This is a genomic window from Paludibacter jiangxiensis, from assembly GCF_001618385.1.
In the GTDB taxonomy this organism is placed as follows: Bacteria; Bacteroidota; Bacteroidia; order Bacteroidales; family Paludibacteraceae; genus Microbacter; species Microbacter jiangxiensis.
In genome coordinates this window covers 747883-771039 of record NZ_BDCR01000001.1, presented here as the reverse complement: position 1 = coordinate 771039, position 23157 = coordinate 747883, and the positions used below count along the sequence as shown (strand labels likewise).

Sequence of the window (23157 nt, the reverse complement as noted above, 5' to 3'; positions counted from 1 at the left end):
ATTAGAACGAAAGTCCCCTGAAGAAGATTATCAGAACGTATATAAACAAAGATAGTTGTCGGGCCAGCCCGACAACTATCTCATAAATTATAATGGTTTTGTCCTAATAATAACTGTAAAGCTTTTTAGGACTAAATCAATTACCAACCCGGATTTTGCTTAATGTTAGGATTGATAGAGGTTTCACTGAACGGATAAGGGAACCATTCGTTCTTTCCTGCCTTAAAGCCATGAGCTATAGAGGCATTAGGCTCTGAATAAGTCACATATCCCACGTGAGTGGCAGTCTTTGTAGTTGCATCTGCATCAAAGAAATGATCTCTCAGCGTTGGAATATGTTCACCGGCAGTTTTGGCCTTGTCAAACTCATTCCAACGTTTCATGTCGATCCAACGTGCACCTTCATTCCACAACTCATAGTTTCTTTCTTTCTTAACATCAGCCAAAGTCAATGTAGTGCTGACATGTACAGTAGAACCTGCTCGTTTTTGAACATCATTCAGAGCTTTAAGACCGCTACCGTCTGCATCCGAGGTATTGGCACAAGCCTCAGCATACATAAGAAGCACATCCGCATATCGTTCAATATTGAAGTTGTTGAATCTGTACCAATTGGTTGTACGGTCACCGGGGCCAACAATATTTTTTTTCTGAAGATATAAGTTATTTCCGTAAAGACCATTGTTGTCTTTGACACCTCTCATCTTATCTACTTTTTTCATAGCAGGGGTCATTCCAACAGTATCTGTAGTCCAACCGACAGACGAGTCGTAAAGGAACTCATCATAAGAGACCATTGTGCCTATGCGACGATAAGAAGCTCCATCGTTTGCAGCAAACTCCTTGGCGAAATTTTCTTCAACAGCCAAACCGCCCCATCCTGCGTCATCCTGACACACCGGCTTACTTGCCAAACGATCGGTTCTCCAGCCCCAATAGTTCGATTCCATCCAGGTAGAACGTTGAATTTTTCCACCCCAGTCACCAATACTGCTATTGTTAATAAGGTTGGTCTCGAATATTTTTTCTTCACAACCGTCACCGGCGATGTGGAAAAGACTCGCCCAACGATCACCGGAAACAAGCGCATATTTACCCGAATCAATTACTTTTTTAAGAGCTGTTTTTGCCCCGGCATAATCCCCTTTGTAGAGGAGAGCTTTTCCCTGAACCGTCCAGGCAAAACCTTTGGTAACTTTTACAGCACCATCTTTATCTGTTGTAGATGCACGCTCGTCAAGATATTTTGATGCATCGGCACACTCATCGGCACACCATTGAAGCATGGCATCATGCCCTTTCTCATAGTTCCCCGGTTTGTCAGAGCCGGTCAGTACCGTTTCAACAAGTGGAGGATTATTCCATCCCATAGCAAGCATCATTTGACACCATGCACGCATTACCCTTGCTTCAGAAATACAACGGTCTTTTATAGGACTAACCCCATATTTGAAATTATTAATAACGAGGTTACAATGATAGATAACCCAGTAGAAACGTTTGTACATCGTGCTAACTACCGCGGTCTGTGTAGTGTGACGGAATTCATTGATACAGGCTTGTCCATCGTTGTCTGTATAATATGCACCAGCTGCAAGAACATTATCTGCAGGGTAGTTGAACATTACATTGTACGGAACATAAATACCATCGTTACCACCGATATTTTGAGCAAAATCGGCGTACGTAGCAACAAGTGCCGACTGCGCATCAGCATCCGTTATATAAAACGATTTGATATCAATAACACCCTTCTGGTCAATGTTAAGTTTATCCTCACTACATGCAGTAAACAGCAGCACGCATAGCAAGAACAGTATATTATATTTTTTCATATTCTTAAGTATTTAGATTAAAATGTCATGTTTAAACCAAATGTAACCTTCTTAGCCACAGGATATGTACCCATATCAAAGCCTGCTGAGGAAGCGGTAGAAGTAGTAGCAGTTTCAGGATCGCCTCCAGGGTAACTTGCAAAAGTAAAGAAGTCATCCAAAGATACATAGCATCTCAGTTTACTGATAAGGAACTTCTTGCTAACCGATGCAGGAAGGGTGTAACCTAACTGTATCTGTTTGATTTTGAAGTAAGCACCATTGAAGATCGAAGCTGAAGAGCTCCAAAATATCCTAGAGTTAACTACTTTTGCCGGATCAGGCATAGAGCCATTTGTGTTGGTCGTTGTCCATGCATGGTCATAGTAGTACTTCAATGAATTGGTCATTGGAGAATCAGCACGATAAGCCATATTCAAGATACTATTGCCGGTTACACCTGTGCCAAACATATTCATATCAAATCCTTTATAAGCCAGATTAATGGTAAGACCGTATGTGAAATCAGGAATTGCTTTACCAATATAGGTCATATCATTAGAAGTAGGCACCCCGTCTGCATTTTTAGTCTGGTAGATAGGTGCACCTGTTTTTTGGTTAACACCCAAATACTTGTAACCTCTTAAATACCATATCGGTTGACCAACCTCAAATGCTGTGTAAATATCGTTATTACCCGCTGAAGTACCGGAAATACGGGAAATCGAAGGATCAAGGTAAGTAACCTCATTGTGTAGGGTTGTCAAGTTGGCCTTTACAGAGTAGGTGAAATCTTTACCGATATTATCTTTCCATGTTGCGTCGAATTCAAAACCGCGGTTAAGAACATTACCGCCATTAATAGTAGTACTACCTATACCAACTTCCGCAACCGGAGCAATCGATACGAGAAGGTCTTTCGTCTTTTTGTTATAGTAGCCTGCATTCAACGAAAGTTTGTCTTTCAAAAATCTCATCTCAACACCAAAGTCTAACTGTTCTGAAGTTTCCCATTTCAAGTTGGGGTTAGCCAAACCTGAAGGAGATGAACCATATGATGGAGTTGGACTGTCTACACCATACTGATACCATGACCCATTGTAATTGATAGTAGTACTATACTGGTAACCGCTGAGTACATTGATATTACCATTCTGTCCCCACGATCCGCGAACTTTCAGGAAAGAGAAAATTTTGTCATCAATGAGATTCTGGAAGAATTTTTCGTTGCTGACGGTCCAGGCTCCAGAGAACGATGGGAAATAACCCCAACGGTTTGTTTTGGACAACTTAGAAGAGTCGAACGCATCGGCACGGAAGTTAGACTGAATCATATATTTGTTATCATAAGAATAACTTAACCGTCCATAATATCCCATCTGAGACGATTTACCGGGAGTATTACCAAAGCTCTTAACGGTTTTGTCATTACTATTCACATAGTCGAGAAAACGGAAATTGGCATCGTATCCTTTCAAGATATCCGGACCCGAAGCGCTGGCGCTAACATTATCCCAGTTGTTCTCGATATAAGACATACCACCCATTGCCGTAATGTTATGCTTATCTATTGTAAAATTGTAATTGGCGAAGTTTTCCCATTGATAGTAGTAACTGGTATTTGCATTTGCTGAGATGCTATAGTCATTACTGTTTGCCTGAGATGTGGCATAATACGGGGTGCTATAACTGTGTGAAGTACTTTGTGACACACGGTAACCAAAGCGAGAAGTAACTACAAGTCCCTTAACAGGTTTGAAATTTCCGTAAAGTATACCACGGAGGTTAATACCGCCACTTGAAGCCTCCGTACGATCTCTTTGAAGCAATGGATTACCATTATTATCGATCACATACTTCGAAGTTGCATAGTAGAGACCATTGGTTGGGTCTTTGAGAACATTCTTTCCTGCATTATAAGCCTGAAGCGTTCCTGAAGCAAATTGATCCGGAGAAGAATAGTAAACAGGAGTTAACGGATCCATCTGCATCACGCAGTTCATCAATGAACCATACTGAGACATCTGGCTAACTGATTTCGTATTCCAATATTCGAAAGAGTTGTTGCCTCCTATCTGTAACCATGGTTTGATATTATAGTCAGCATTAACCTGACCTGTAATACGTTTATAAACATCTTTGTCACCTCTTACAATACCATTGTTGTTGGTTACGTTAAGAGACGTAAAAAAATGTCCCTGGTTATTTCCACCCTGAAACGTAACTGTATGTTGTTGGCTGAAAGCGGGACCAAATACTACTTTGGACCAGTCGGTATCTGTTCCATCGTACTTATTTTGTGTTAACTGATTTTGGATAGGAAGACCCGACAATGTTTTGTAAGCAATAAAATCCTGTGCGTTGAAAAGTTTTGCATGTCTGCCAAGGCTCTGACTGATTAAATTGACATCATATGAAATGCTTGAAGTACCTTTAGCTCCTGATTTAGTAGTGATCAAAACAACACCGTTACCAGCTTCCGCACCATAAATAGCAGCAGAAGCAGCATCTTTCAGTATCTCCATAGATTCAATCATAGAAGGATCGAGATATTGAATATTGTCAACTTTCAGACCGTCAACAATAAGGAGTGGTCCGATACTACCCGAGTTTGAAGAGTAACCACGTACACGGATTGTTGCCCCCTGACCAGGAGCTCCCGAATTGGTTAACACCTGAACACCGGAAACCTTACCCTGGATAGCTGCAGCAGCATCACTGGTGGCTAAGTTTTTAAGAGCATCGGAACGAACTGAAGATACAGCACCCGACAGGTCACTCTTCTTCATGGTACCGTAACCGACAACTACAACTTCATCAAGTTTTTTTACATCAGATTCGAGAGTTACGTTCAAAACAGATTTGTTGGCTATTGCAACATTCTTTTTTTGGTATCCAACATACGAAAATTCAAGGGTAGCATCCGGAGATACGTTTATAGTAAACCGGCCGTCAATGTCAGAAATAACTCCGGTCTTAACTTTTGCACCCAAAATAATAATATTTACACCTGGAAGTGATTCTCCTGTACTAGAATCAACTACGGTTCCAGTTACTTTATGAGCACTTCCTTGTTGCGCGAACCCTACTGTCATAAACGACATAAATAGGGTGCACAAAAACAGCCGTAAAAAATGTGTCTTTATTTGATTCATGAGTATGTATAATTTGGTCAATTGAAATAATGATATTGTTCAGAATCATTCAAGAAGAATGAAGGAGAGTTATTTTTACATCAAATCAATTCAGTAAAAATATGATTATCTTTGCACTATCAAAACGATACACCGCTATTATACTGTCTGTACGGTCAGTATAATGAAACAAAGGGGGTATTGCTTGGATACGGGCGGAGCAATGGTCGCAACATTGTTCCGCTTTTTATTTGGCGGGTTTGATTATCGGGGAGTCTCTCTCATTGGCTTATAAATTTTAGGTTAAAATATTTACTATCTAGCTATACAAAAAAATATCTCTACTGTCAGTGCATCTACATAAATGTCAATGCAGTCTCATCACATCCCTATGGTGTTGGATAGGCATGTGCTACTGTAATCAGCTCCTTACTTGAAGAAAATGTTTAAATAGTAGGTGATAAGAATTTTATACGACGTAAAACCTCTTCATTGTAGAAGAAGCTGTCGAATAAAATCAGAATTACCTGTCTGAATAAATAAGGGAATTATTCCTGCGAAGCATTTCTTAACGTTTCTATTAGATAGTGGTTCAAACGTCAGAATCTTATTTCTTCAGAAGATAATGAAAGGCTGATCTGTCTTCAAAGCATGTTTTTCATTATGATTATTGTTGCAAAGTTAGTATATCTGTGGAATGTAACAACAAGCATAATCGAATCTAAGAATTCAAAAAAGAGCATTTATAAGCGTTAAATTGACACTTAAAATTTTTATAGTGCTAATAAACAGTTATTTGTGTCAAATTTACAATTCTTAAAGGGTACAATAAGGGAGCATGGCATAATTACAAAACATTAACAAATGCAAGGGGATTGCATCTTCATTTGTCGATAAATAGAAGGTTTTAGAGGTGGAAATATTGGCATGAAATGTTAATTTTTGGGAATCGGTGATGGAAATTACGTAATGTCAATATGAATATGCGCCGGATTGTTTCTTTTATAATTATTGTTCTACCATTACTTTCACTGACCAAATCTTACTAATTTCTTTCTTATTGGAGAAAAAAAAGTAGTGTTTGGACTGTTCCATTCCAGCTTTTTCATGGGCATATTTGTGGTTTATGCTTAACCAAGGCCTATAGCCTTGGTTAAGCGTGTGGTTTTAGTTGTTGTATGCCGGTACTATTTTCCTCAACTCCGTTTCAAAATTCCACATTTCAAACTTGTCGTTCAGTACATCGCCTTTCTGATCTATTACTACATAACGTGGTATCCCATTGAATTTGAAAAGCTGACGCAGCATATTGAAATCGTCGATAGAAAGACGGTAGGTGTTTTTCATCTCTTGCTCTTTCACAAAGTCGTTGTAATCTTTTTCGGGTGAACTTCTCTGGTCGGTAATGAAGATAAAGTCGAAGTTGGGATTGTTTGCGTATTTTACGCGGGTAGCTTTCATGTCTTTAATTCCACCTACACACGGACCGCAGGTAGTCGCCCAAAAATCGACGAACAATACTTTTCCCTTGAACGGCTCAATGATTTTTCGGAAAACATCGGCGTATGTGCTTTGGGGCAGAGGTTTTGAAGCAGCCTGTCTTTCGGGAAAAGCTTTGGACAGAAGTTCCTGGCCCGTTGTTGCCAAATAAGGCGTGTGAATGCCTTGCTTTAGAAAGTTCCACAGAGCGGTGGCATTGTCTTTTGATGCTGCGTTCTTGAACGAGAAATTAAGCGAACGGACTTTGGTTATTTCATAGGCCAGATTCGGCTTAAGCCCCAATTCGTTGTTCAGAATGCCCTCTTTAAGTTTCCAAATCTCAATCTCGCTGTTGGCGTTGTTGGTCTGGATGAGAGGTATCGTGTATTTTTGTGAGTATTTCTGAAGATGCTCCTGGTATTTTTCGCTAAAGTTTTTCGCTACTTCGCTCATCTCTTCCAGTTGCTTCCGGTCGTCGTCTGTCTTGTGTTCTTTAAATAAAATAGAAAGGAACTTGCGATCTTCAGTGGGGATTGATATTTTTTCTTCGTCGAGATATTCCAGAAAGTTCTTTTCCGGTTTTGGTTGATTTGCAATCTGGCTTTTATTAAATTGTACCTGTGCTTTCAAAAACAGGTCGTTGTATTCGAATCGGTTGATAAATTCGCTAAATTCGTTGCATGCCAATAAGCTTGGGTCGTTGAGCGGCAATTGTTTCAAGAAATCGAAAAAGGAAACGGGAACCGGTATTTTGAGCACTTTATTCGTGCTGTCTTGCTTCGCGTAATAATCGCGATCCATCGTATAATTAAAAAGATTATTGGCGTTTTCCAACATAATTCTATTACGGAGCAGGGTCTTTGCTTTTTGCGATAAAGAGTGTTGTTTCACATACTCATTATATTGAGCCATGTTGTTGTCGTATTCTTGCATCTGATCGGCTTTAAAGTCGAGCGGAGTCATGGTTTTCCTCTTTTTATCGAAGGTCTCGTAGCTAAACTGGCTGGCAGGGTATGCCAATAATTCCTTGTTGAGCGATGCAAGTGCTCCCCTGTATTCTACCCTTTTGAATTGGTAACGGATATTGGCTTTACGGTTGGCCGTAAGACATTCGTCCCAGTCGAGAATCATGCAAAGAGTCTGACCGGGTTCGATGTAAAATGGGAGAGTATAGCGTTCGTTGAATACTGCCAAAGTATATTTCGGCATGTGCATTGGAATCTCGGCCTCAAAACGACCATCGGGTTCAATTTTAATCACAACAGGATAATCTTCGCGGGTAAGTTCGTTTGCGACATAAATAATTCCGGTTGAAAAACCCAGTCGGGAGTCGTATCCTTTTATACAACCAATCAGGCGGCTCTGTTTTTCGACGAAAAAGGAGGATAGTTCATAGTTATCCAATGTCTTTTTAGGCGCTTTATCCAATTGCTCCTTTATCCATTTGTCGATGGCTGGCGACACCACGGCGGATTTTCGAGTCCTGGCTGCAGTTCTGTCGAGCGAGATGCCGAAAATGTGTTTGTTAAAGTCAATTTTTTTTACCGATGCCGGTAGTGGGGGATACACCAGCACGACGGTGCTGTCACCCGAGTCGGGCATCCAAATGTACTTGTTAAGCGTGCCACCTTTCAGCGCTTTTAACTTGTATTCGGTGCCGGTGGCACAGTCACGTATTACATCAACACTGTCGTATGTAACCCACCAGTGGGGTACAAATGTAATATGCATCGAAAGCAGGGTGGCAGTATCGGTCAGTTCAATTTTTGTCACATTGTAGATGCCGGTATTTTTTACTTCGTAAGCAGGGTTTACAATCGTTCTTTTCTGTGCTATTCCGGTAAGGACACAGAGGACCAAAAAGGCCAGAGTAAGTGTTGTGTGTTTCATTTTTTAATAGATTTGGTAGGTTTAGTGATTAAGGTGATATGGATAATATGGTCGTATGTCTTATTTCGTTTGAGGAGTATGAGACCTCATGGCGATGAAATTATTTTCTGATAGCTATCAGGAACTCTTGGGTATTGTGAAGCAACCTGTTCGTTTCATATTGATGTAACCAGCTCAAATTTTGTCGATAAAGGTAAGTGAAAGAATCATTGGTGAATTGATAATTTAGACATTTAAATTTATAATTTAGATAATAACGTAAAATACAATGTAGTGTTGATACAACAAAATTTGTTTGTTGAAATACGATGCAATTAGATTCACCGGAGGCTGAAAAGCCTTATTGAAGGAGGGAGAAAGGCAGATACAAAAAAAGGTTGTCCCGTTTGGAACAACCTTTTCTGTTTTGAAATATCGTGTTTCGCTTAGAAACCGCGGATAGCTTCGATACCTGGAAGTACTTTGCCTTCGATCATTTCGAGGAGAGCACCACCACCGGTTGATACGTAGCTTACTTTGTCAGCTAAGCCGAACTTGTTGATACAAGCTACAGAGTCGCCACCACCGATCAGTGAGAAAGCACCGTTTGAAGTAGCTTCGGCAATTGCAACTGCGATAGCTTTAGAACCTACGGTAAACGCATCGAATTCGAATACACCGGCAGGACCGTTCCACAGGATAGTTTTAGATGCTTTAATAACATCAGAAACCACAACGGCAGAAGCAGGACCGAGGTCAAGACCCATCCAACCGTCAGGGATAGCTGTGTTGGCTGTTACCTGAGTAGCTGCATCAGGAGCGAATTTGTCGGCAGCAACGCAGTCTGTAGGAAGAACGAGGTTAACACCCAGTTCTTTTGCTTTGGCAACAATAGTGTTAGCCAGTTCCAGCATATCGTCTTCGCAAAGTGAAGTACCGATTTTACCACCCTGAGCTTTTGCAAAAGTAAAGGCCATACCACCCACGATAATCAGGTTGTCAACTTTCGACAACAGGGTTTCGATGATGGTGATTTTTGTAGAAACCTTAGAACCACCGATGATAGCAGTTACCGGTTTAACAGCTTCTTTCAATACTTTTTCAACTGAATCAACTTCTTTTTGCATCAGGTAACCGAAAGTTTTCTTGTCAGCATCGAAGTAAGAAGCGATCAGGGCTGTAGAAGCGTGTGCACGGTGAGCAGTACCGAATGCATCGTTTACATAGATATCAGCCAGGTCGGCCAGTTTCTTTGTGAATTCTTTCTGAGAAGCTTTAACTGCTTTTTTAGCAGCAGCTTTTTCTTCGTCGGTAGCATCTTCTGCCAAACCGCGTGCTTTGCCTTCTTCTTCAGCATAGAAACGGAGGTTTTCGAGCAAAAGAACTTCGCCTGGTTTCAGGGCAGCAGCTTTAGCAACTGCATCAGCACCTACACAGTCGTCGGCAAACTGTACTTCAACACCCAATAATTTTGAAACGTGAGCCAAAATGTATTTCAATGAATACTTAGGTTCCGGGTTCTTTTTAGGACGGCCCAGGTGAGAACCGATAATTACGCTACCGCCATCGGCTAAGATTTTTTTCAACGTAGGCAGAGCAGCACGGATACGTGTGTCGTCTGTGATTTCAAAATTTTCGTTCAAAGGTACATTGAAGTCCACACGAACGAATGCCTTTTTGCCGGCAAAATTAATGCTGTCAAGTGTTTGCATAGTTATTTTTGTTTGAAGATGATTGTTCTGAATCAATTACAAAAATACGATTTTTTACTGATTCCCGAAAACCGGAACCAGCTCAAATTGTAGTCTGTAACAGTATCTTATTAGTTTTTAATCAGGCTGATAAACTCTTCGCGGGTTTTAGCTACCTCAAAAACTCCCGTAAAGTCGGACGTGGTTGTTACCGCTCCGTATTTCTGCACACCCCGCATCTGCATGCAGGTATGTTGTGCTTCTATTACCACCATTACTCCCAGCGGATTGAGCGTTTGCTGGATGCACTCTTTGATTTGAGTGGTCATACGCTCCTGAACCTGAAGGCGGTGGGCAAAAATGTCTACCACACGTGCAATCTTGCTCAGTCCGGTAATGTATTTGTTGGGGATGTAGGCCACATGAGCTTTTCCGAAGAAAGGAAGCATGTGATGTTCGCAGGTGGAGTAGAACTCAATCTCTTTCACGATGACCATTTGGCGGTAATCTTCGCGGAATTTTGCCGAAAGCAGCACTTCCCGGGCATCCATCTCATAACCCTGGGTCATAAACTGGACTGCTTTAGCCACACGTTCGGGAGTTTTTATAAGTCCGTCACGTTCAGTGTCTTCTCCCAGTAATCTGAGAATTTCACCGTAATGGTACTTCAGCTTTTCGAGCTGTTCGTTGTCTTGTTTTACTATTTCCATCGCGGAATATTTTTGAAGCTGCAAAAATACGAAAACCTGCCCATATTACGGACAGGTTTTTGTCTATCAGTTCAAATAAAGATTATTGTTTGGTGAATTTCAGTGCGGCAGTTGGTGAATTGCTCTGTACGATATTCAGAGTGGTAGTGGAGGTAAAATCCCCGTCCAGTTTGTCTCCGTTCGATTCTTTGATCGAAATATTGGGACTCGAATAGGTATAAGTAAATGCCACAGAGCTGCTATTGATCGTGTAAGTTCCGGCTGTTGCCGAGGTGAATTTCAATACCTGTGTGCTACCCGATGCCGAATATTTCCAGCTTGTGTTGGTGAGCGAGGTGGGTGCCGAGTCGTTTTTAGAACAAGCGGTTAGCAGAAACAGCGATACACAAGCAGTTAAGAATAATAACTTTCTCATAGCCAAATCTATTATTGGTAAAATGTTAAGACGATTCTTTGTGCAAAAGTAGTGTCAATAGAGGAACAGGGGAAAAGCGGAGGCTCTTTTTTAGTGAAGTTTCACGCTGAGGCTTCATATTCAGTATTTTTTCACAACTCTGATGCTGCTGCAATTTCCCGGAATTGCCTTTCGAGCAGTATATTTTCCTACCTTTGCACTGACAAACAAACACAACTAAATCATGGAAAAGAAACAGAGCCGGGAGACTCTTTGCGTGCAGGCAGGATGGAATCCCAAAACGGGCGAACCACGTGTGTTGCCTATCTATCAGAGTACCACTTTCAAGTACGATACCAGCGAACAGATGGGTCGCCTTTTCGACCTCGAAGAGAGCGGCTATTTTTATACTCGTTTGCAAAATCCTACTAACGATGCGGTGGCCGATAAAATCGCGCAGCTCGAAGGTGGAGTGGGGGCAATGCTTACTTCCAGCGGACAGGCAGCTTCGTTCTTCTCGTTTTTTAACCTCTGCTCTGCCGGCGACCATATTGTGAGCTCTTCCACCATTTATGGCGGAACCTTCAACCTTTTGGCCGTTACCATGAAGAAAATGGGAATCGACTGTACGTTCGTCGATCAGGATGCTCCGGCCGAAGTGATTGCCGCAGCCATTCAACCCAATACTAAAGTGCTTTTCGGCGAAACTATCGGAAACCCATCCATTTCGGTGCTTGATATTGAAAAGTTCGCCAAAATTGCTCATTCCAACGGCATTCCTTTGATTGTAGACAATACCTTTGCCACTCCGATCAATTGTCGCCCGATTGAGTGGGGAGCAGATATCGTGATTCATTCTACCACCAAATACATCGATGGACACGCCAGTACGGTGGGCGGTGTGATTGTGGACAGCGGTAAATTCGACTGGGATGCCCATGCCGATAAATTCCCCGGCCTTACAGAACCCGATCCTTCGTATCACGGACTTACCTACAGCAAGGCTTTCGGTGAAAAGGCCTTTATCACCAAAGCCACCGTTCAGCTGATGCGCGACCTGGGGGCGATTCAGTCGCCACAAAATGCTTTTATCATCAATCTCGGATTGGAGTCGTTGCACCTGCGCATGGAGCGCCATTGTTCCAATGCCCAGAAGGTGGCCGAATATCTGGCAAAGAATGAAAAGGTGGCCTGGGTTCATTATTGCGGACTAAAAGGGGATAAATATTATGATTTGGCTCAGAAGTACCTGCCAAATGGTTCGTGTGGTGTTATTTCGTTCGGATTGAAGGGTGGTCGTGAAGTGGCCATTCGTTTTATGGATAATCTGCAACTGGCGGCCATCGTTACACATGTGGCCGATGCCCGTACATCGGTGCTTCACCCGGCCAGTCACACTCATCGCCAGCTTACCGACGAACAGCTGATCGCGGCCGGCGTGGCTCCCGATCTGATCCGTTTCTCGGTGGGGATTGAAAACGCAAATGATATTATCGACGATATAGAGCAAGCGCTCAATGCTTAACCGGTCTGATTCGGTAATGACAGAGCCTGATTGTCTTTTGATGATCAGGCTTTTTTATTTTGGAGAATGTGACTTGCGAAAATATATCCTGTCAAAATTGTGATTATTTTTGTTCGCAATAACAATTTCACATCCAGTTTTCATGGCAACAATCCGGGAAAATAAAACAATTGTTCTGTATGCAGTGGTATTCACCTCTTTTGTGATTCCGTTTTTGTCGGCAGCCATCAATGTTGCTCTTCCTGATATTGCGCGTCAGTTCTCACTCAATGCCGTTACACTGAGCTGGATTGCCATGTCGTTTCTGTTGTCATCATCCGTTTTTCTGGTTCCATTCGGCAAACTTGCCGATCTGTTGGGTCGTAAAAGGATCTTTATCTGTGGCAATATTATCGTGGGCATCACTTCGCTGCTGTGCGGGCTTTCCATTTCGGAAGGAATGCTTATCGGAGTGCGCATCATTCAGGGTATTGGGGGAGCGATGATGTACGCAACGGGGATGGCCATTATTACTCACATTTTTCCTCCAAATGAACGCGGGAAGGTGTTAGGTATCAATGTTGCTGCAGTTTATCTCGGACTCTCCGTTGCTCCGGTGGCGGGAGGATTTCTTACTCAGCTGTGGGGATGGAGAAGTATTTTTTTTGTGTTGGTGCCGTTTGAAATTGCGATTACTATTGCATCTGCTGTTTTTATAAAACCGGACGGCACAAAAAACCGGCTGGAAGCCTTCGATTTCAAAGGATCAGCCATTTATATGCTGGCAATTTCGGCTTTGATGTACGGATTCTCAAGGCTGCCCGACACCAATGCAATTATCCTTTCTATTACAGGTGTTGCCCTTCTGCTTTGGTTTATTCGTGTGGAATTGCACTGTGGTATGCCGGTTATGGAAATCGGTCTTTTTCGCGACAACCGGATTTTTGCCTTTTCAAATCTATCCGCGTTTATCAATTATGCCGCCACGTTTGCCGTTGCTTTTATCCTTAGTCTGTATCTTCAGTATATCAAGGGCATGACGCCCCAGGACACCGGTCTCTTGTTGATTAGTCAGCCAGTAGTGATGATGATCATGGCAACCATTGCTGGTCGGCTTTCTGATAAGTATGATCCTCGCATTTTATCATCTATCGGTATGAGTATTATAGTAGCAGGGTTGCTGATGCTCTCCTTCATTTCAGAAGATACTTCCCGCACTTTTCTGATAATTAGTCTGGTGGTATTGGGTGCAGGGTTTGGCCTTTTTTCTTCTCCGAATACCAATTCGGTTATGGGGTCGGTTTCCAAACAATATCTGGGAATTGCTTCGGCAACCATAGGTACTATGCGTCTCACCGGTCAAATGATGAGTTTGGGACTGGCCACCCTTATGATTCACCTTTTCATTGGGGAATCTCATATCACTCCGGCACAACATCCCGCTTTTGTAACCTGTGTGCGGCTTTTGTTCGCCATTTTTGCCATCCTTTGCTTTATTGGCGTATTTGCGTCTTTGGCCAGAGGAAAGAAAAACAGTTGATTATGCAATAGTCAAGAGAGTTTATAACGACAAAAGGCTGCTTCGGCAGCCTTTTGTTTCTTACCATTCTATTTATGCCAGACCGGCAAGAGCCGCCTTTACGGCATCTGTCAATGAAGTGGTAGAGTGACCGATCAATTTAGAAAGTTGATGCCCATCGTCAAACAAATCCCCTTTTTCGGTAGAGACATGCGTACCGGCTAAAAAATGAGCTATGCCTTCGGGCAGACCAACACTGATAAGAGCTGCAGCGTATTCTGCCACCGGCAAATTTTTATACGGAATATTCTTTCCGGTCTGTTTTGATATTTCGGCTGCCAAATCGCTCATGGTATAAACTTCATCGCCGGCAAGTTCATACACTTTCCCTTCCTGTCCTTCGCCGGTAAGTACGGCAACAGCCGCTTCGGCAAAATCGGCGCGGGTGGCGGAAGATATTTTTCCGTCGCCTGAACTGCCGAGTAAAGCTCCACCTGCCAAAACACCACCGATTGATCCGGTATAATTTTCGGTATACCATCCGTTACGCAGCAAAACATAGGGAACTCCCGACGCTTTTAGCGCAGCTTCAGTTCCAAGATGTTCCTCCGCCAACGACAGTGTCGAAGTGTCGGCGTGCAACACGCTGGTATAAACGATCAGCTTCACACCAGCTTTTTTTGCAGCATTAATAATATTGGTATGTTGCGACAAGCGTTGTCCGATTTCGTTTCCCGAAATCACTAGTAGTTTGTCTATGCCCTGAAAAGCTTTTTCTAACGTTTCGGGCTGATTATAATCAGCTTCGCGGGCTTCTACTCCAAGAGCTGCCGCCTTTTGTGGCGAGCGTACAAGTGCCACAATATTTTCAGCGGCCACTTTTTCTTTTAGTTTATTGACAACCAGAACTCCTAATTGTCCGGTTGCACCTGTTATTCCTATTTTCATATATTTCTAATATTAAATGATTTGTTTATTTTATTTCGTCATAAATCCCGTCTGAATAGGGTCCGATTACCATGATTTTGTTTGTATCGGGTAGATGGACAATCTCGGGAATGCTGACAGCATCAAAGTCGATGTAAATGAGCTTTTCTGTGTCGGATCCGTTACGTATCACGTGAGCACCTTCGGCTCCAGTCGGAAATGTGATTGCGTCGCCAGCCTTTACGGTGATATCTCCCTGTGGCGTACGCACTATTCCCGTACCGCTGATGATATAAAAAACTTCTTCACTCACTTCGTGATAATGATACCCAAAAGCATAATTGCCCGGCTCTACTTCAATGAAGTTGGCACGACATTTGGTAACGTCGGCAGCAGGAACTACCGGTTTAATTGTGAATTCGTTACCATTGCGGTTAATTTTTTCTCCTTCGGCCGAAATGTAATTCTTTACAGTTATCTCTTTCATAATAGAATAATTTTTGCGTTTAAGGTAATTCTGAATTCAGGCTGCGCGCAGCATAAATATCGGGTTGAGATGTAATTACTCTGCAAATGTATAGCACTAAGGAGCCAGATGCAATATCGTTAGTAACGCACCATCAAGGTTACTAATATTGATATCCAATGTTTTACGTATAGAATTTTCTGTGAGATTTAACCTTATTTAAACAGAGAGTGGCTTTCTTCTGATTGTGTTACTCTCTTTTGGAGATATTTTGTAATTTTGAGGCGGTTAAATTTGAAAATGATGCAGGAACTTGATTTAAAATTTCCCACCTGTCCGGTTCGGAATGTGTTGGCCCGTTTCAGCGATAAATGGTCGTTGCTGGTGTTAGTGTGTATTCTTCAAAACGGGAAGATGAGGTATACGGAAATTCGCCGGTCAATCCCCGATATTTCGCAAAAGATGCTTTCATCAACACTGAAACATCTGGAAGAAGACAATCTTCTGGTACGGGAAGCGTATGCCGAAATCCCGCCCCGTGTTGAATATTCGTTAACCGAAACCGGCGAAAGCCTTATGCTTGCCATGCGCATGTTGCTCGATTGGTCTCTTCAACACTTTCAGGAGGTGACGCAATAGATCCTGTTACGGTACAGAGTTTAAAACAGAGGCTGTCTCAAGTAAAATAATCAGAAACAGCCTCTTGGCTAAATGCTATTTAGCATTTTGGTTGGCTAACGAACTCTCTATTTTTGTAATGGTACTACAAATTTTATAGTTCCAGATCGATGATTTGTCTTTCACCTGTTGAAGAGTAGCCAGAGCTTCTTCCAGATTGCCCCTATTCATACTGATGAGTCCTTTTACATAGCTTGAACCAAGATTATCAGTTTCTTTCGGCTGCGATTTTGCCAGAAGTTGTTCTGCTTCATCCAGATTGACATTGAATTTAGCAAGACACCATGCCAGTGTTCCCATAATGTCTTTGTTATCAGGATCATTCTGAAGAGCTTTTCGTAAAGATTCTTCTGCTTTTGCTCCTTCGTTTTCCATTGCGTAGATTATCCCTTTTGTAAATTCAGGAGTATAAACGGTATATCCCTTATCTTTGGATATCTTTTGCATTTTATTTATCAAGTTATTGACAGCTTCGTCATTACCATTTATCAGTGCACACCGGGTTTGATCCCACAATAACGACATGTCGTCAGGTGAAGCAATCAGGCCTTTCTTGAATACTTCGGCTTCTTTCTCGTGCATGCCCATAGCATGGCAAGCCGAACCGTAATTTTCATAGTATCCTGAATTTTTCCAGTCACTTTTTAATTCAATACATAAAGCTTCTAGTTTAGAAAACGCTTTTACTGCTTTTCCATATTGTTCTATAGCACAAAGATTTTCGCCCAAATCATCCAAGAAAATTCTGGATTTTCTGTCTGAAGTCAACATGGCATCGCAACATTGTTGTATCTCATCGCAATCTTTTGTAATGAGCAATCCGCGCCAAAGAGATATCCAGTCCTGAAGGTCCTTTGGAAGATTATCTTTGTTGTCATAAGCCATTTTTGCCCAACGTACCGACTCTTTGTAATGTTCCGGATTGTTAGTCAAAAGTGTGGCGTAAAAAGCTGCCATCGCAAAGGTAGAATCAATTTTACATGCTTCTGTAAAAGATTTAATTGCCTCATTACTTTGATCTGCCATCATTTGATGCACTCCTTCCCAATATTTATCCATAGCTTGTGGAGAAGCAGAAAATGCATCTTTGAAATCTTCTTCATAAGCGAATCCATGCTTCTCTGTATCTATCGATTGTGCTTTTGAGAATGATGATGAAGCATTTGCGGCTAATACCATTGTATTGAGTGTATTGACACCCGGTTCGTTAGAACTCTGTTGATCAGTCGATTTTTGTCCGTTTACTGCCAGTACACACATAAATAACAAAGAAACCAACATAATTTTTCTCATAGATAGAAATTGCTAAGTAAATCAATCAGCGCATTGTTCGATTATTTATCTTTTTAGCCTGATACACTCACAACTTTCATCACAGACTAAAAGACCTAATACATTTTCTCCTTGCGGTAACTGAACCGAAAGATTGTTGTAACGTAAGTTCAATTTGTGTGTTGCCTACAATTCAGCATTTCGGCTTTTGCTCCCTACTTTTTTGAGGGTTTTCAGGTAAATTCCCATGTGCTTGATTATTTGATAATTGGGATATATTTCAGAGATATTCAATATTCCTGAAGATTGTAGTGAAGTTGGTGCGGAAAAGAAGTTAGCGAACAGATAAATCGCAGTAAAGATACAACCGGGTAGTACGAATTGTCTTTTTGAAGCCAATTAATATGCCACGATGAATTTCCAAAAAAAAAGGGTTTGAAGCTGAAATTTTCAGCTTCAAACCCTTTTTTTGATTTATAATGAAATAATTAGTTCTGCAGAAACTCTTTCCAGTCTTTGGTGTCACCGTTGAAGAGGTTAATATCCACGATGCCGGAAGCGCCGGAACATTTGCCGCGTTGTGATTTTTGCCACAATGTCCATTTCTGGCTTATTTGAGGAGGAGTTCCGATGGAACAGATCCATATCGGGTTGTTTCTGAATCTTCCTTCAATGTATTTACGGTAGGAATTTTTATCTGCATAAATAACCACTCTTCGGTTCGTTTTGCTTTCAATGTTGTTGATAAAAGATTGTACCTCAGCGCTTACAACTCCTGTGTTTTTAGAAAAGTTGTATTGTCCCCAATCTTCTACGTCAACTACCGGAGGAAGATCCAGTTCCCGAACATTTACCTGCGAAAGAAAATTGTCTGCCTGCTCTTTGCCTGTGCGGTGGAAACGAAAAAAATGGTAAGCACCGACGGGTATTCCGGCTTCTTTGGCTTCCTTGATATTGTAAAGATAACGTGGGTCAAGGTAATCAGCACCTTCAGTGGATTTGATATAGGCAAAGTCAACACCCTGCCGTTTGATAATATCCCAGTTGATGATGCCTGTATGTTTCGATACGTCAATGCCAACAATTTGGTCACTGGTCATATATCTTGATATGTCCACACCGACAGTTCTGTGATTTGCCCTGATATGTCTGTGTTTTTTTGAATGTTTCCCGTTGACACAAAACGAGCCGATAAATAAAAGCAATACCGCTAAAAATCCTACCCTGTACATGATACTTTAGTCTTTCTTCAAATATGTTGCAAAATTACGGCTTAAAACCCAAACAGAGAAATTGAATCGATGTTAAGTGTTGAATTAATCTCTTGAATTATTTAAAAAGAAACTAAACCAGAAACCAAATGGCTTAATGGGAGTCGTTGAAAATCGTTTTTGTTAGAAATCTGCCTGTTAATCAATAAACTGAATTCTTCCTTTTCCTGCCTTTTCAATGAGATTTTTGAGATCGTAATATTTCAAGACACCGGGAATGATATTGGTGAACATGTCGCGTTGCATCGGGTTGCGGATAAATTCCCGATAGGACTTGATGGATCGGCTAATTTCTGTTTTGGTGATACGAAGATCTAAAAAGGCTGCATGTACCGCAACAGGTCCATACGTTCCAGTGGCCTGTAATTGAATAGAATGCCCGGCAAATTTCGGGTCGGAGGATATGAAATCCACCAAAGAAAGAATATCCGTCACCCGCTGGCCAACAATCGGACGACCAACATGCAGACTGGTCATAGCATTCCGGTACTCGCGATTCCAGTATTTGGTGTCGTTCAGACTCGCCGGATCTTCCATCTCGCCATATCCTCTCAGATCGGCTACCACCAAAATATCTCCATGGTTGACGTAATTGCTCAACGTGTTTTCATCGTTCAAAACAGCGTCTTTACCGGCTTCGTTTAGAAAGAGGAGTACTTTCCCTTGAGGAGCTACTTTTTCGGGAATTACCGCCACACAAGGAACCGGCATCTCTCCTTTGCGCAAAATCTGGTATTTCAAAAGGCTGTAAGTTCTCAATTGAATGTTACCGGTCGGCACCACCGATATTTTCTCTTTTGGCATTTCCATTCCCAGCAGCGAAAGGATTTTTGCCCGGATGGCCTGATCGTTTTGTTTCAAAAAAGCGGCACGATCTTTTTCCATTTGGGCGGCGATTTTTTCATTATAAGCAGGAATGGATTCGGCATCAGAAAACGCAGTGTTGACCTGTCCGGTTGCCGTACATTGCTGATCTTCTTCAGGAACACGAGGCAAAGTGGTTTCGTGAACCGGCGTCGGATCGTTGCAAAGCCATTGGCGAAACCAGGTAGCCAACGCTTCCCGCTTCTCCTTCGGCATGCCGTGACCGCTTTCGGCAGTAAATTGCAAAACGGCGTCTTTTGCCCCCAGTGTTTCATACACCTGCTTCAACTCTTTAGTTCCCTGCAAGGCTCCCTAATAGTCGACAAAATCGTATAAGCCTGACATAATGAGCAACGGCTTTGGGGCAAACATAATTCCCCAGTCGGCAATTTCGATGTGGGCTTCGCCCTCGCCCGGAATATGCTGGCAACCGTCTGACGGGCCGTTCAGTTCGAGTACCCGTTCGCGCTGCGAAAAATAGCTGCAAATGCAAGCCACTTTCAGCCGATCTTCCAATCCGATCAGATAAGCTGTTTGTGTTCCTCCGCCGGAACTACCGTAAACTGCTAAACGGGTTTTGTCGATATCACTACGTGTTTCCAAATAATCAAGGGCTCGGTGATTGTCCCACCATTCGTAGGCTGCCAGGCTGCTGCCCACCAGTTCGCAACCAGCATTCAGCAAGGTATGTTCGGTTGTGACTCCACGGGTGGCCGCCTTTCCGTTTTCATCGAGCAACTGCACACGTTCTCCTTGTCCGATAGGATCGACCACCAGCACGGCAATCCCATTCAGTGCCATAAGCGTTGCCTCTTCGGAATAGAGTTTTCCGGATAGTCCGTGGCCACACAATTCGAGCGAGGCCGGAAACGGACCTTTACCATCGGGCAGATACAGATTGGCCGTAACGTAACGTTTGGGCAGGCTCTCGAAAATAATCTTTTCTACTTTGAATCCATTCTCCTGAGAAACTTTCAGCACTTTTGCATTCAGAGGCGTTTTATCCGGAAAGTCTCCCAAAATGGCTTTGTAGTTTTTGCGCAATTCGTCCTGATATTGCGGCATTGCTTTTTTTGATTGAACGGCTTTTGCCAGTTCATTACGACGGTCAGCATACTGCTGATGGACGTCGCGCATCAGGTATGAATTGTAAGCCAGACTCTGTTTCCAGGCCAGCGCGTTGAAATTGCCCTGAGCCGATAAAAGGAAAGGGCAACAACAAAGAGCAACCCACAAAAATTTACAGAACGATTTCATATCCTGATTTTTATCTACCGGTTATCTCCAGCATATTTTTCATTATCCGGCAAATTATTTTGAGTTCTTCATTTTATTAATTTCCAAGCCTGCCTGAATAATGGCTCCCAACCCATGGGCATCGTTGAGCGGAGTGGGGCGGGTGTAATAAAAGACCAGATCGTGCGAAATGCCGGTGCCGATGCAGATGCCCGAAACCTCTCCTTTTTCGGATACCTGTTTGCAAACACCTTCCCACGCACGTAGTGCAATTGAACCAAACTCTTTGTCGATCCAACCGCGATTTACCCCTTTGGCAACCGCATAGGCGAACATTGCCGAACAGGAAGTTTCGGGATATGAATCGTTTTTATCGAGCAACTGGTGCCAAAGTCCTGATTGGCTTTGATAGCGGGAGAAACCGAGAATCTGGCGGCGGAAAATCTGTAAAAGTTGCGGTCGGAGCGGATGATTTTCGGGCAGCACATCGAGCAGATAAGCCTGTGCATAGATGCTCCAGCCGTTGGCTCGCCCCCAGTGGGCTACGCCCGGTTCTTTCAGGTAATCGTAATAGCAATGAAAATAGAGCCCTGTGATGGAATCGTAGAGCAGGTTACTAAACAGAATTACCTGTTTGGCGGCGAAATCGAGGTATTCGCTGTTTTTGGAATAGTCGCCCATTTGCGAAAGAAAGGAAACGCTCATGTAAAGATCGTCCAGCCAAACAATCTTGTGACCTTCCGGTTCGCGGGAGAGCGTGCCGTCTGCCAGACGCCCTTCTTTATGTAGGATGTAATCACCTACCCGGTCGATATAGGCTTTGTAATCGGCACGGTTGTCGTACTGAATGGCACCGATCAGGCCGGCGGTCATGGCGCCGCAATCGTCCAGACTCTTCATCGCTGCAAAGCGGTAATAGGCCGGATTGCGGATTCCGTTCTCGTACTCCCTGCGAATAAATGCGCTGTTATCGAAAATGAACCGATAGTTTTTCAGCACAAAATCTTTGTACCGTTCATCGCCGGTTTGCTTGAAAAGGTCGAGCATTGCCATGTTAAGCACCCCATCCACATACCGCCATTCCAGGTATTTGCTTTGAAAGGCAAAATCGCCGCCGGCTGGTAAATTCTTCGAATTGGCATAAACCTTTCCCGTTTTTTTATCCACAATGTTGTAGGAGTGTTCGCTCAGGATATTGTCGGCCACCGAACGAATTACCGACAAGTCATTGCTTTGTGCCTGTATGGTAATGTCAGCAAAAAGGAGCAGAAGAATCAATAGTTTTTTCATAGGGCATTTTATTTGACAGTTTTAGTCTGCGGGTAGGCAAGAACATTCCAAAGAGATTGTATTTTTGCTTCCGGATCCCATTTGCCGGCAAATGTCCAAAGTGCGTTGATTTGTTTCGGTTTCGGCGAACCTTTTGCTTTCTCCAGATTGTTTTTCATCCATTCGAAATTGCCACCTTCGCGTTTCACGTTGTCCATATACACCCGTTGTCCCCATGGGCATGGATCGAGTACCTGATCGGTATAGGCATATCCAATCGGATGGTCGATAATTTTGTCGGTCATTGTGCAATTGATGAGGAAAAACTGAGCGTCGTGGTGGTAGCGGCCCAGCGTCACCGGGCTTTTCGAGTCGAAATGAGAGTCGGTTATCACCAGTTTTTTATCATAGTTGCCGCGCCCGTCATGCCAGATTAACGCCCGTCCATCGCCATAAAAAGAGCAACGGGTGGCATAGCACCAACCTCTCGGACACAGGAAGTCTACTCCAGGACAACGCAGGCTTAGATCCGCGTGGTAATACATTCCATCCTCTTTTGCCCAAAGCGACAAGGCATCGTTGCCATCGGCCCACACGTTGCAATTAATGATGATGGTGCGTGTTGCAGTGCCAAATATCGCCATTTGATGGGCGGTAGTCGGTTCAACAGTACTTCCGTAATTATTATAAACGGTTATGCCACTGATAATGCAGTCGTCTGCCCCATCCTGCAAAACAATCACACCATTGCCCACCGGTTTGCCTTTGTATTCTTTCATTGTGCGTTTACTCGAAAGTTCCGCAAATATTACCCGAGTGCTGTCGCGATTTTCTCCAACGAGCACAATATTTGGTTTGTTGATGATCACCTTCTCCTTGTAAATGCCGTTTTTTACCAGAATGACATACGGTTTGTCCGGGTTCTCAGGAGCAGACTCAATGGCCGCCTGAATGCTTGCTCCCGGCGAAACAACTGCTTGATAACGTTGTGCGTGCAAAGAACCGGATAGCAATATAGTGCAGCACATTATAAAACCGAAAAGTCTTCTTTTCATGGTTT

The 23157-nt window shown here is 42.8% G+C and carries 17 protein-coding genes; 3 read left to right on the top strand and 14 right to left on the bottom strand.

The annotated features are described in order from the left end of the window. Window positions 1-140 precede the first annotated feature (140 nt). The 6 genes from PJIAN_RS02915 to PJIAN_RS02890 form a co-directional block, all read right to left on the bottom strand. Window positions 141-1835 carry a RagB/SusD family nutrient uptake outer membrane protein gene (locus PJIAN_RS02915; RefSeq protein ID WP_068701838.1) on the bottom strand — a complete coding sequence of 565 codons (1695 nt, stop codon included), beginning with the start codon at window positions 1833-1835 and terminating at the stop codon, window positions 141-143. Between the two features lie 17 nt (window positions 1836-1852). Further along, a complete protein-coding gene (locus PJIAN_RS02910; RefSeq protein ID WP_084252230.1) occupies window positions 1853-4909 on the bottom strand; it encodes a SusC/RagA family TonB-linked outer membrane protein in 3057 nt (1018 codons plus the stop codon). 1206 nt (window positions 4910-6115) lie between these two features. Next, complete coding sequence (locus PJIAN_RS02905; protein ID WP_068701836.1) at window positions 6116-8317, bottom strand: TlpA family protein disulfide reductase; 2202 nt, start codon at window positions 8315-8317, stop codon at window positions 6116-6118. A gap of 425 nt (window positions 8318-8742) precedes the next feature. Beyond that, a complete protein-coding gene (locus tag PJIAN_RS02900; protein ID WP_068701834.1) occupies window positions 8743-10008 on the bottom strand; it encodes a phosphoglycerate kinase in 1266 nt (421 codons plus the stop codon). A gap of 110 nt (window positions 10009-10118) precedes the next feature. After that, window positions 10119-10697: a GTP cyclohydrolase I FolE gene (gene folE, locus PJIAN_RS02895; RefSeq protein ID WP_068701832.1), complete on the bottom strand. Its 579-nt coding sequence runs from the start codon at window positions 10695-10697 to the stop codon at window positions 10119-10121. An 82-nt stretch (window positions 10698-10779) separates the two neighbouring features. Continuing rightward, window positions 10780-11112, bottom strand: coding sequence for a hypothetical protein (locus PJIAN_RS02890; RefSeq protein ID WP_068701830.1), 333 nt, complete (start codon window positions 11110-11112; stop codon window positions 10780-10782). Between the two features lie 223 nt (window positions 11113-11335). On the opposite strand from PJIAN_RS02890, the gene PJIAN_RS02885 reads away from it, so the two are divergent. Together PJIAN_RS02885 and PJIAN_RS02880 are read left to right on the top strand one after the other, a co-directional pair. Beyond that, a complete protein-coding gene (locus PJIAN_RS02885; protein ID WP_068701827.1) occupies window positions 11336-12616 on the top strand; it encodes an O-acetylhomoserine aminocarboxypropyltransferase/cysteine synthase family protein in 1281 nt (426 codons plus the stop codon). Window positions 12617-12758: 142 nt separating this feature from the next. Next, on the top strand, window positions 12759-14135 hold the full coding sequence (locus PJIAN_RS02880; RefSeq protein WP_068701825.1) for an MFS transporter: 1377 nt from the start codon (window positions 12759-12761) through the stop codon (window positions 14133-14135). 72 nt (window positions 14136-14207) lie between these two features. Here the strand turns inward: PJIAN_RS02880 and PJIAN_RS02875 are convergent, their stop codons facing one another. Together PJIAN_RS02875 and PJIAN_RS02870 are read right to left on the bottom strand one after the other, a co-directional pair. Further along, window positions 14208-15062 (bottom strand): SDR family oxidoreductase, encoded by an 855-nt coding sequence (locus tag PJIAN_RS02875; RefSeq protein ID WP_068701823.1) that lies wholly within the window; start codon window positions 15060-15062, stop codon window positions 14208-14210. 25 nt (window positions 15063-15087) lie between these two features. Further along, window positions 15088-15528 (bottom strand): cupin domain-containing protein, encoded by a 441-nt coding sequence (locus tag PJIAN_RS02870; RefSeq protein ID WP_068701822.1) that lies wholly within the window; start codon window positions 15526-15528, stop codon window positions 15088-15090. A 279-nt stretch (window positions 15529-15807) separates the two neighbouring features. Between PJIAN_RS02870 and PJIAN_RS02865 the strand changes: the two genes are divergently transcribed. Continuing rightward, the gene (locus PJIAN_RS02865; protein WP_068701820.1) at window positions 15808-16146 is read left to right on the top strand and encodes a winged helix-turn-helix transcriptional regulator; all 339 of its coding nucleotides are present in this window, start codon (window positions 15808-15810) and stop codon (window positions 16144-16146) included. A 75-nt stretch (window positions 16147-16221) separates the two neighbouring features. On the opposite strand, the gene PJIAN_RS02860 is transcribed toward PJIAN_RS02865, so the two are convergent. The 6 genes from PJIAN_RS02860 to PJIAN_RS14835 form a co-directional block, all read right to left on the bottom strand. Continuing rightward, window positions 16222-17478: a tetratricopeptide repeat protein gene (locus PJIAN_RS02860; RefSeq protein ID WP_153802462.1), complete on the bottom strand. Its 1257-nt coding sequence runs from the start codon at window positions 17476-17478 to the stop codon at window positions 16222-16224. Window positions 17479-17945: 467 nt separating this feature from the next. Continuing rightward, window positions 17946-18557 (bottom strand): glycoside hydrolase family 25 protein, encoded by a 612-nt coding sequence (locus tag PJIAN_RS02855; protein WP_172795562.1) that lies wholly within the window; start codon window positions 18555-18557, stop codon window positions 17946-17948. 309 nt (window positions 18558-18866) lie between these two features. Continuing rightward, on the bottom strand, window positions 18867-19898 hold the full coding sequence (locus PJIAN_RS02850) for a hypothetical protein (RefSeq protein ID WP_068701814.1): 1032 nt from the start codon (window positions 19896-19898) through the stop codon (window positions 18867-18869). A 6-nt stretch (window positions 19899-19904) separates the two neighbouring features. After that, window positions 19905-20849 (bottom strand): alpha/beta hydrolase family protein, encoded by a 945-nt coding sequence (locus PJIAN_RS02845; protein WP_084252229.1) that lies wholly within the window; start codon window positions 20847-20849, stop codon window positions 19905-19907. Between the two features lie 54 nt (window positions 20850-20903). Next, entirely contained in the window at window positions 20904-22118 is a 1215-nt protein-coding gene (locus PJIAN_RS02840) for a glycoside hydrolase family 88/105 protein (protein ID WP_068701810.1), read from the bottom strand. A gap of 8 nt (window positions 22119-22126) precedes the next feature. Continuing rightward, window positions 22127-23152 carry a pectinesterase family protein gene (locus PJIAN_RS14835; protein WP_236714361.1) on the bottom strand — a complete coding sequence of 342 codons (1026 nt, stop codon included), beginning with the start codon at window positions 23150-23152 and terminating at the stop codon, window positions 22127-22129. Window positions 23153-23157: the final 5 nt, after the last annotated feature.

Coding starts and splice junctions, on each gene's coding strand:
- PJIAN_RS02915 (WP_068701838.1), bottom strand. CDS start 1,835: ATGAAAAAATATAATATACTGTTCTTGCTATGCGTGCTGCTGTTTACT.
- PJIAN_RS02910 (WP_084252230.1), bottom strand. CDS start 4,909: ATGACAGTAGGGTTCGCGCAACAAGGAAGTGCTCATAAAGTAACTGGA.
- PJIAN_RS02905 (WP_068701836.1), bottom strand. CDS start 8,317: ATGAAACACACAACACTTACTCTGGCCTTTTTGGTCCTCTGTGTCCTT.
- PJIAN_RS02900 (WP_068701834.1), bottom strand. CDS start 10,008: ATGCAAACACTTGACAGCATTAATTTTGCCGGCAAAAAGGCATTCGTT.
- folE (WP_068701832.1), bottom strand. CDS start 10,697: ATGGAAATAGTAAAACAAGACAACGAACAGCTCGAAAAGCTGAAGTAC.
- PJIAN_RS02890 (WP_068701830.1), bottom strand. CDS start 11,112: ATGAGAAAGTTATTATTCTTAACTGCTTGTGTATCGCTGTTTCTGCTA.
- PJIAN_RS02885 (WP_068701827.1), top strand. CDS start 11,336: ATGGAAAAGAAACAGAGCCGGGAGACTCTTTGCGTGCAGGCAGGATGG.
- PJIAN_RS02880 (WP_068701825.1), top strand. CDS start 12,759: ATGGCAACAATCCGGGAAAATAAAACAATTGTTCTGTATGCAGTGGTA.
- PJIAN_RS02875 (WP_068701823.1), bottom strand. CDS start 15,062: ATGAAAATAGGAATAACAGGTGCAACCGGACAATTAGGAGTTCTGGTT.
- PJIAN_RS02870 (WP_068701822.1), bottom strand. CDS start 15,528: ATGAAAGAGATAACTGTAAAGAATTACATTTCGGCCGAAGGAGAAAAA.
- PJIAN_RS02865 (WP_068701820.1), top strand. CDS start 15,808: ATGATGCAGGAACTTGATTTAAAATTTCCCACCTGTCCGGTTCGGAAT.
- PJIAN_RS02860 (WP_153802462.1), bottom strand. CDS start 17,478: ATGAGAAAAATTATGTTGGTTTCTTTGTTATTTATGTGTGTACTGGCA.
- PJIAN_RS02855 (WP_172795562.1), bottom strand. CDS start 18,557: ATGACCAGTGACCAAATTGTTGGCATTGACGTATCGAAACATACAGGC.
- PJIAN_RS02845 (WP_084252229.1), bottom strand. CDS start 20,849: ATGAAATCGTTCTGTAAATTTTTGTGGGTTGCTCTTTGTTGTTGCCCT.
- PJIAN_RS02840 (WP_068701810.1), bottom strand. CDS start 22,118: ATGAAAAAACTATTGATTCTTCTGCTCCTTTTTGCTGACATTACCATA.
- PJIAN_RS14835 (WP_236714361.1), bottom strand. CDS start 23,152: ATGAAAAGAAGACTTTTCGGTTTTATAATGTGCTGCACTATATTGCTA.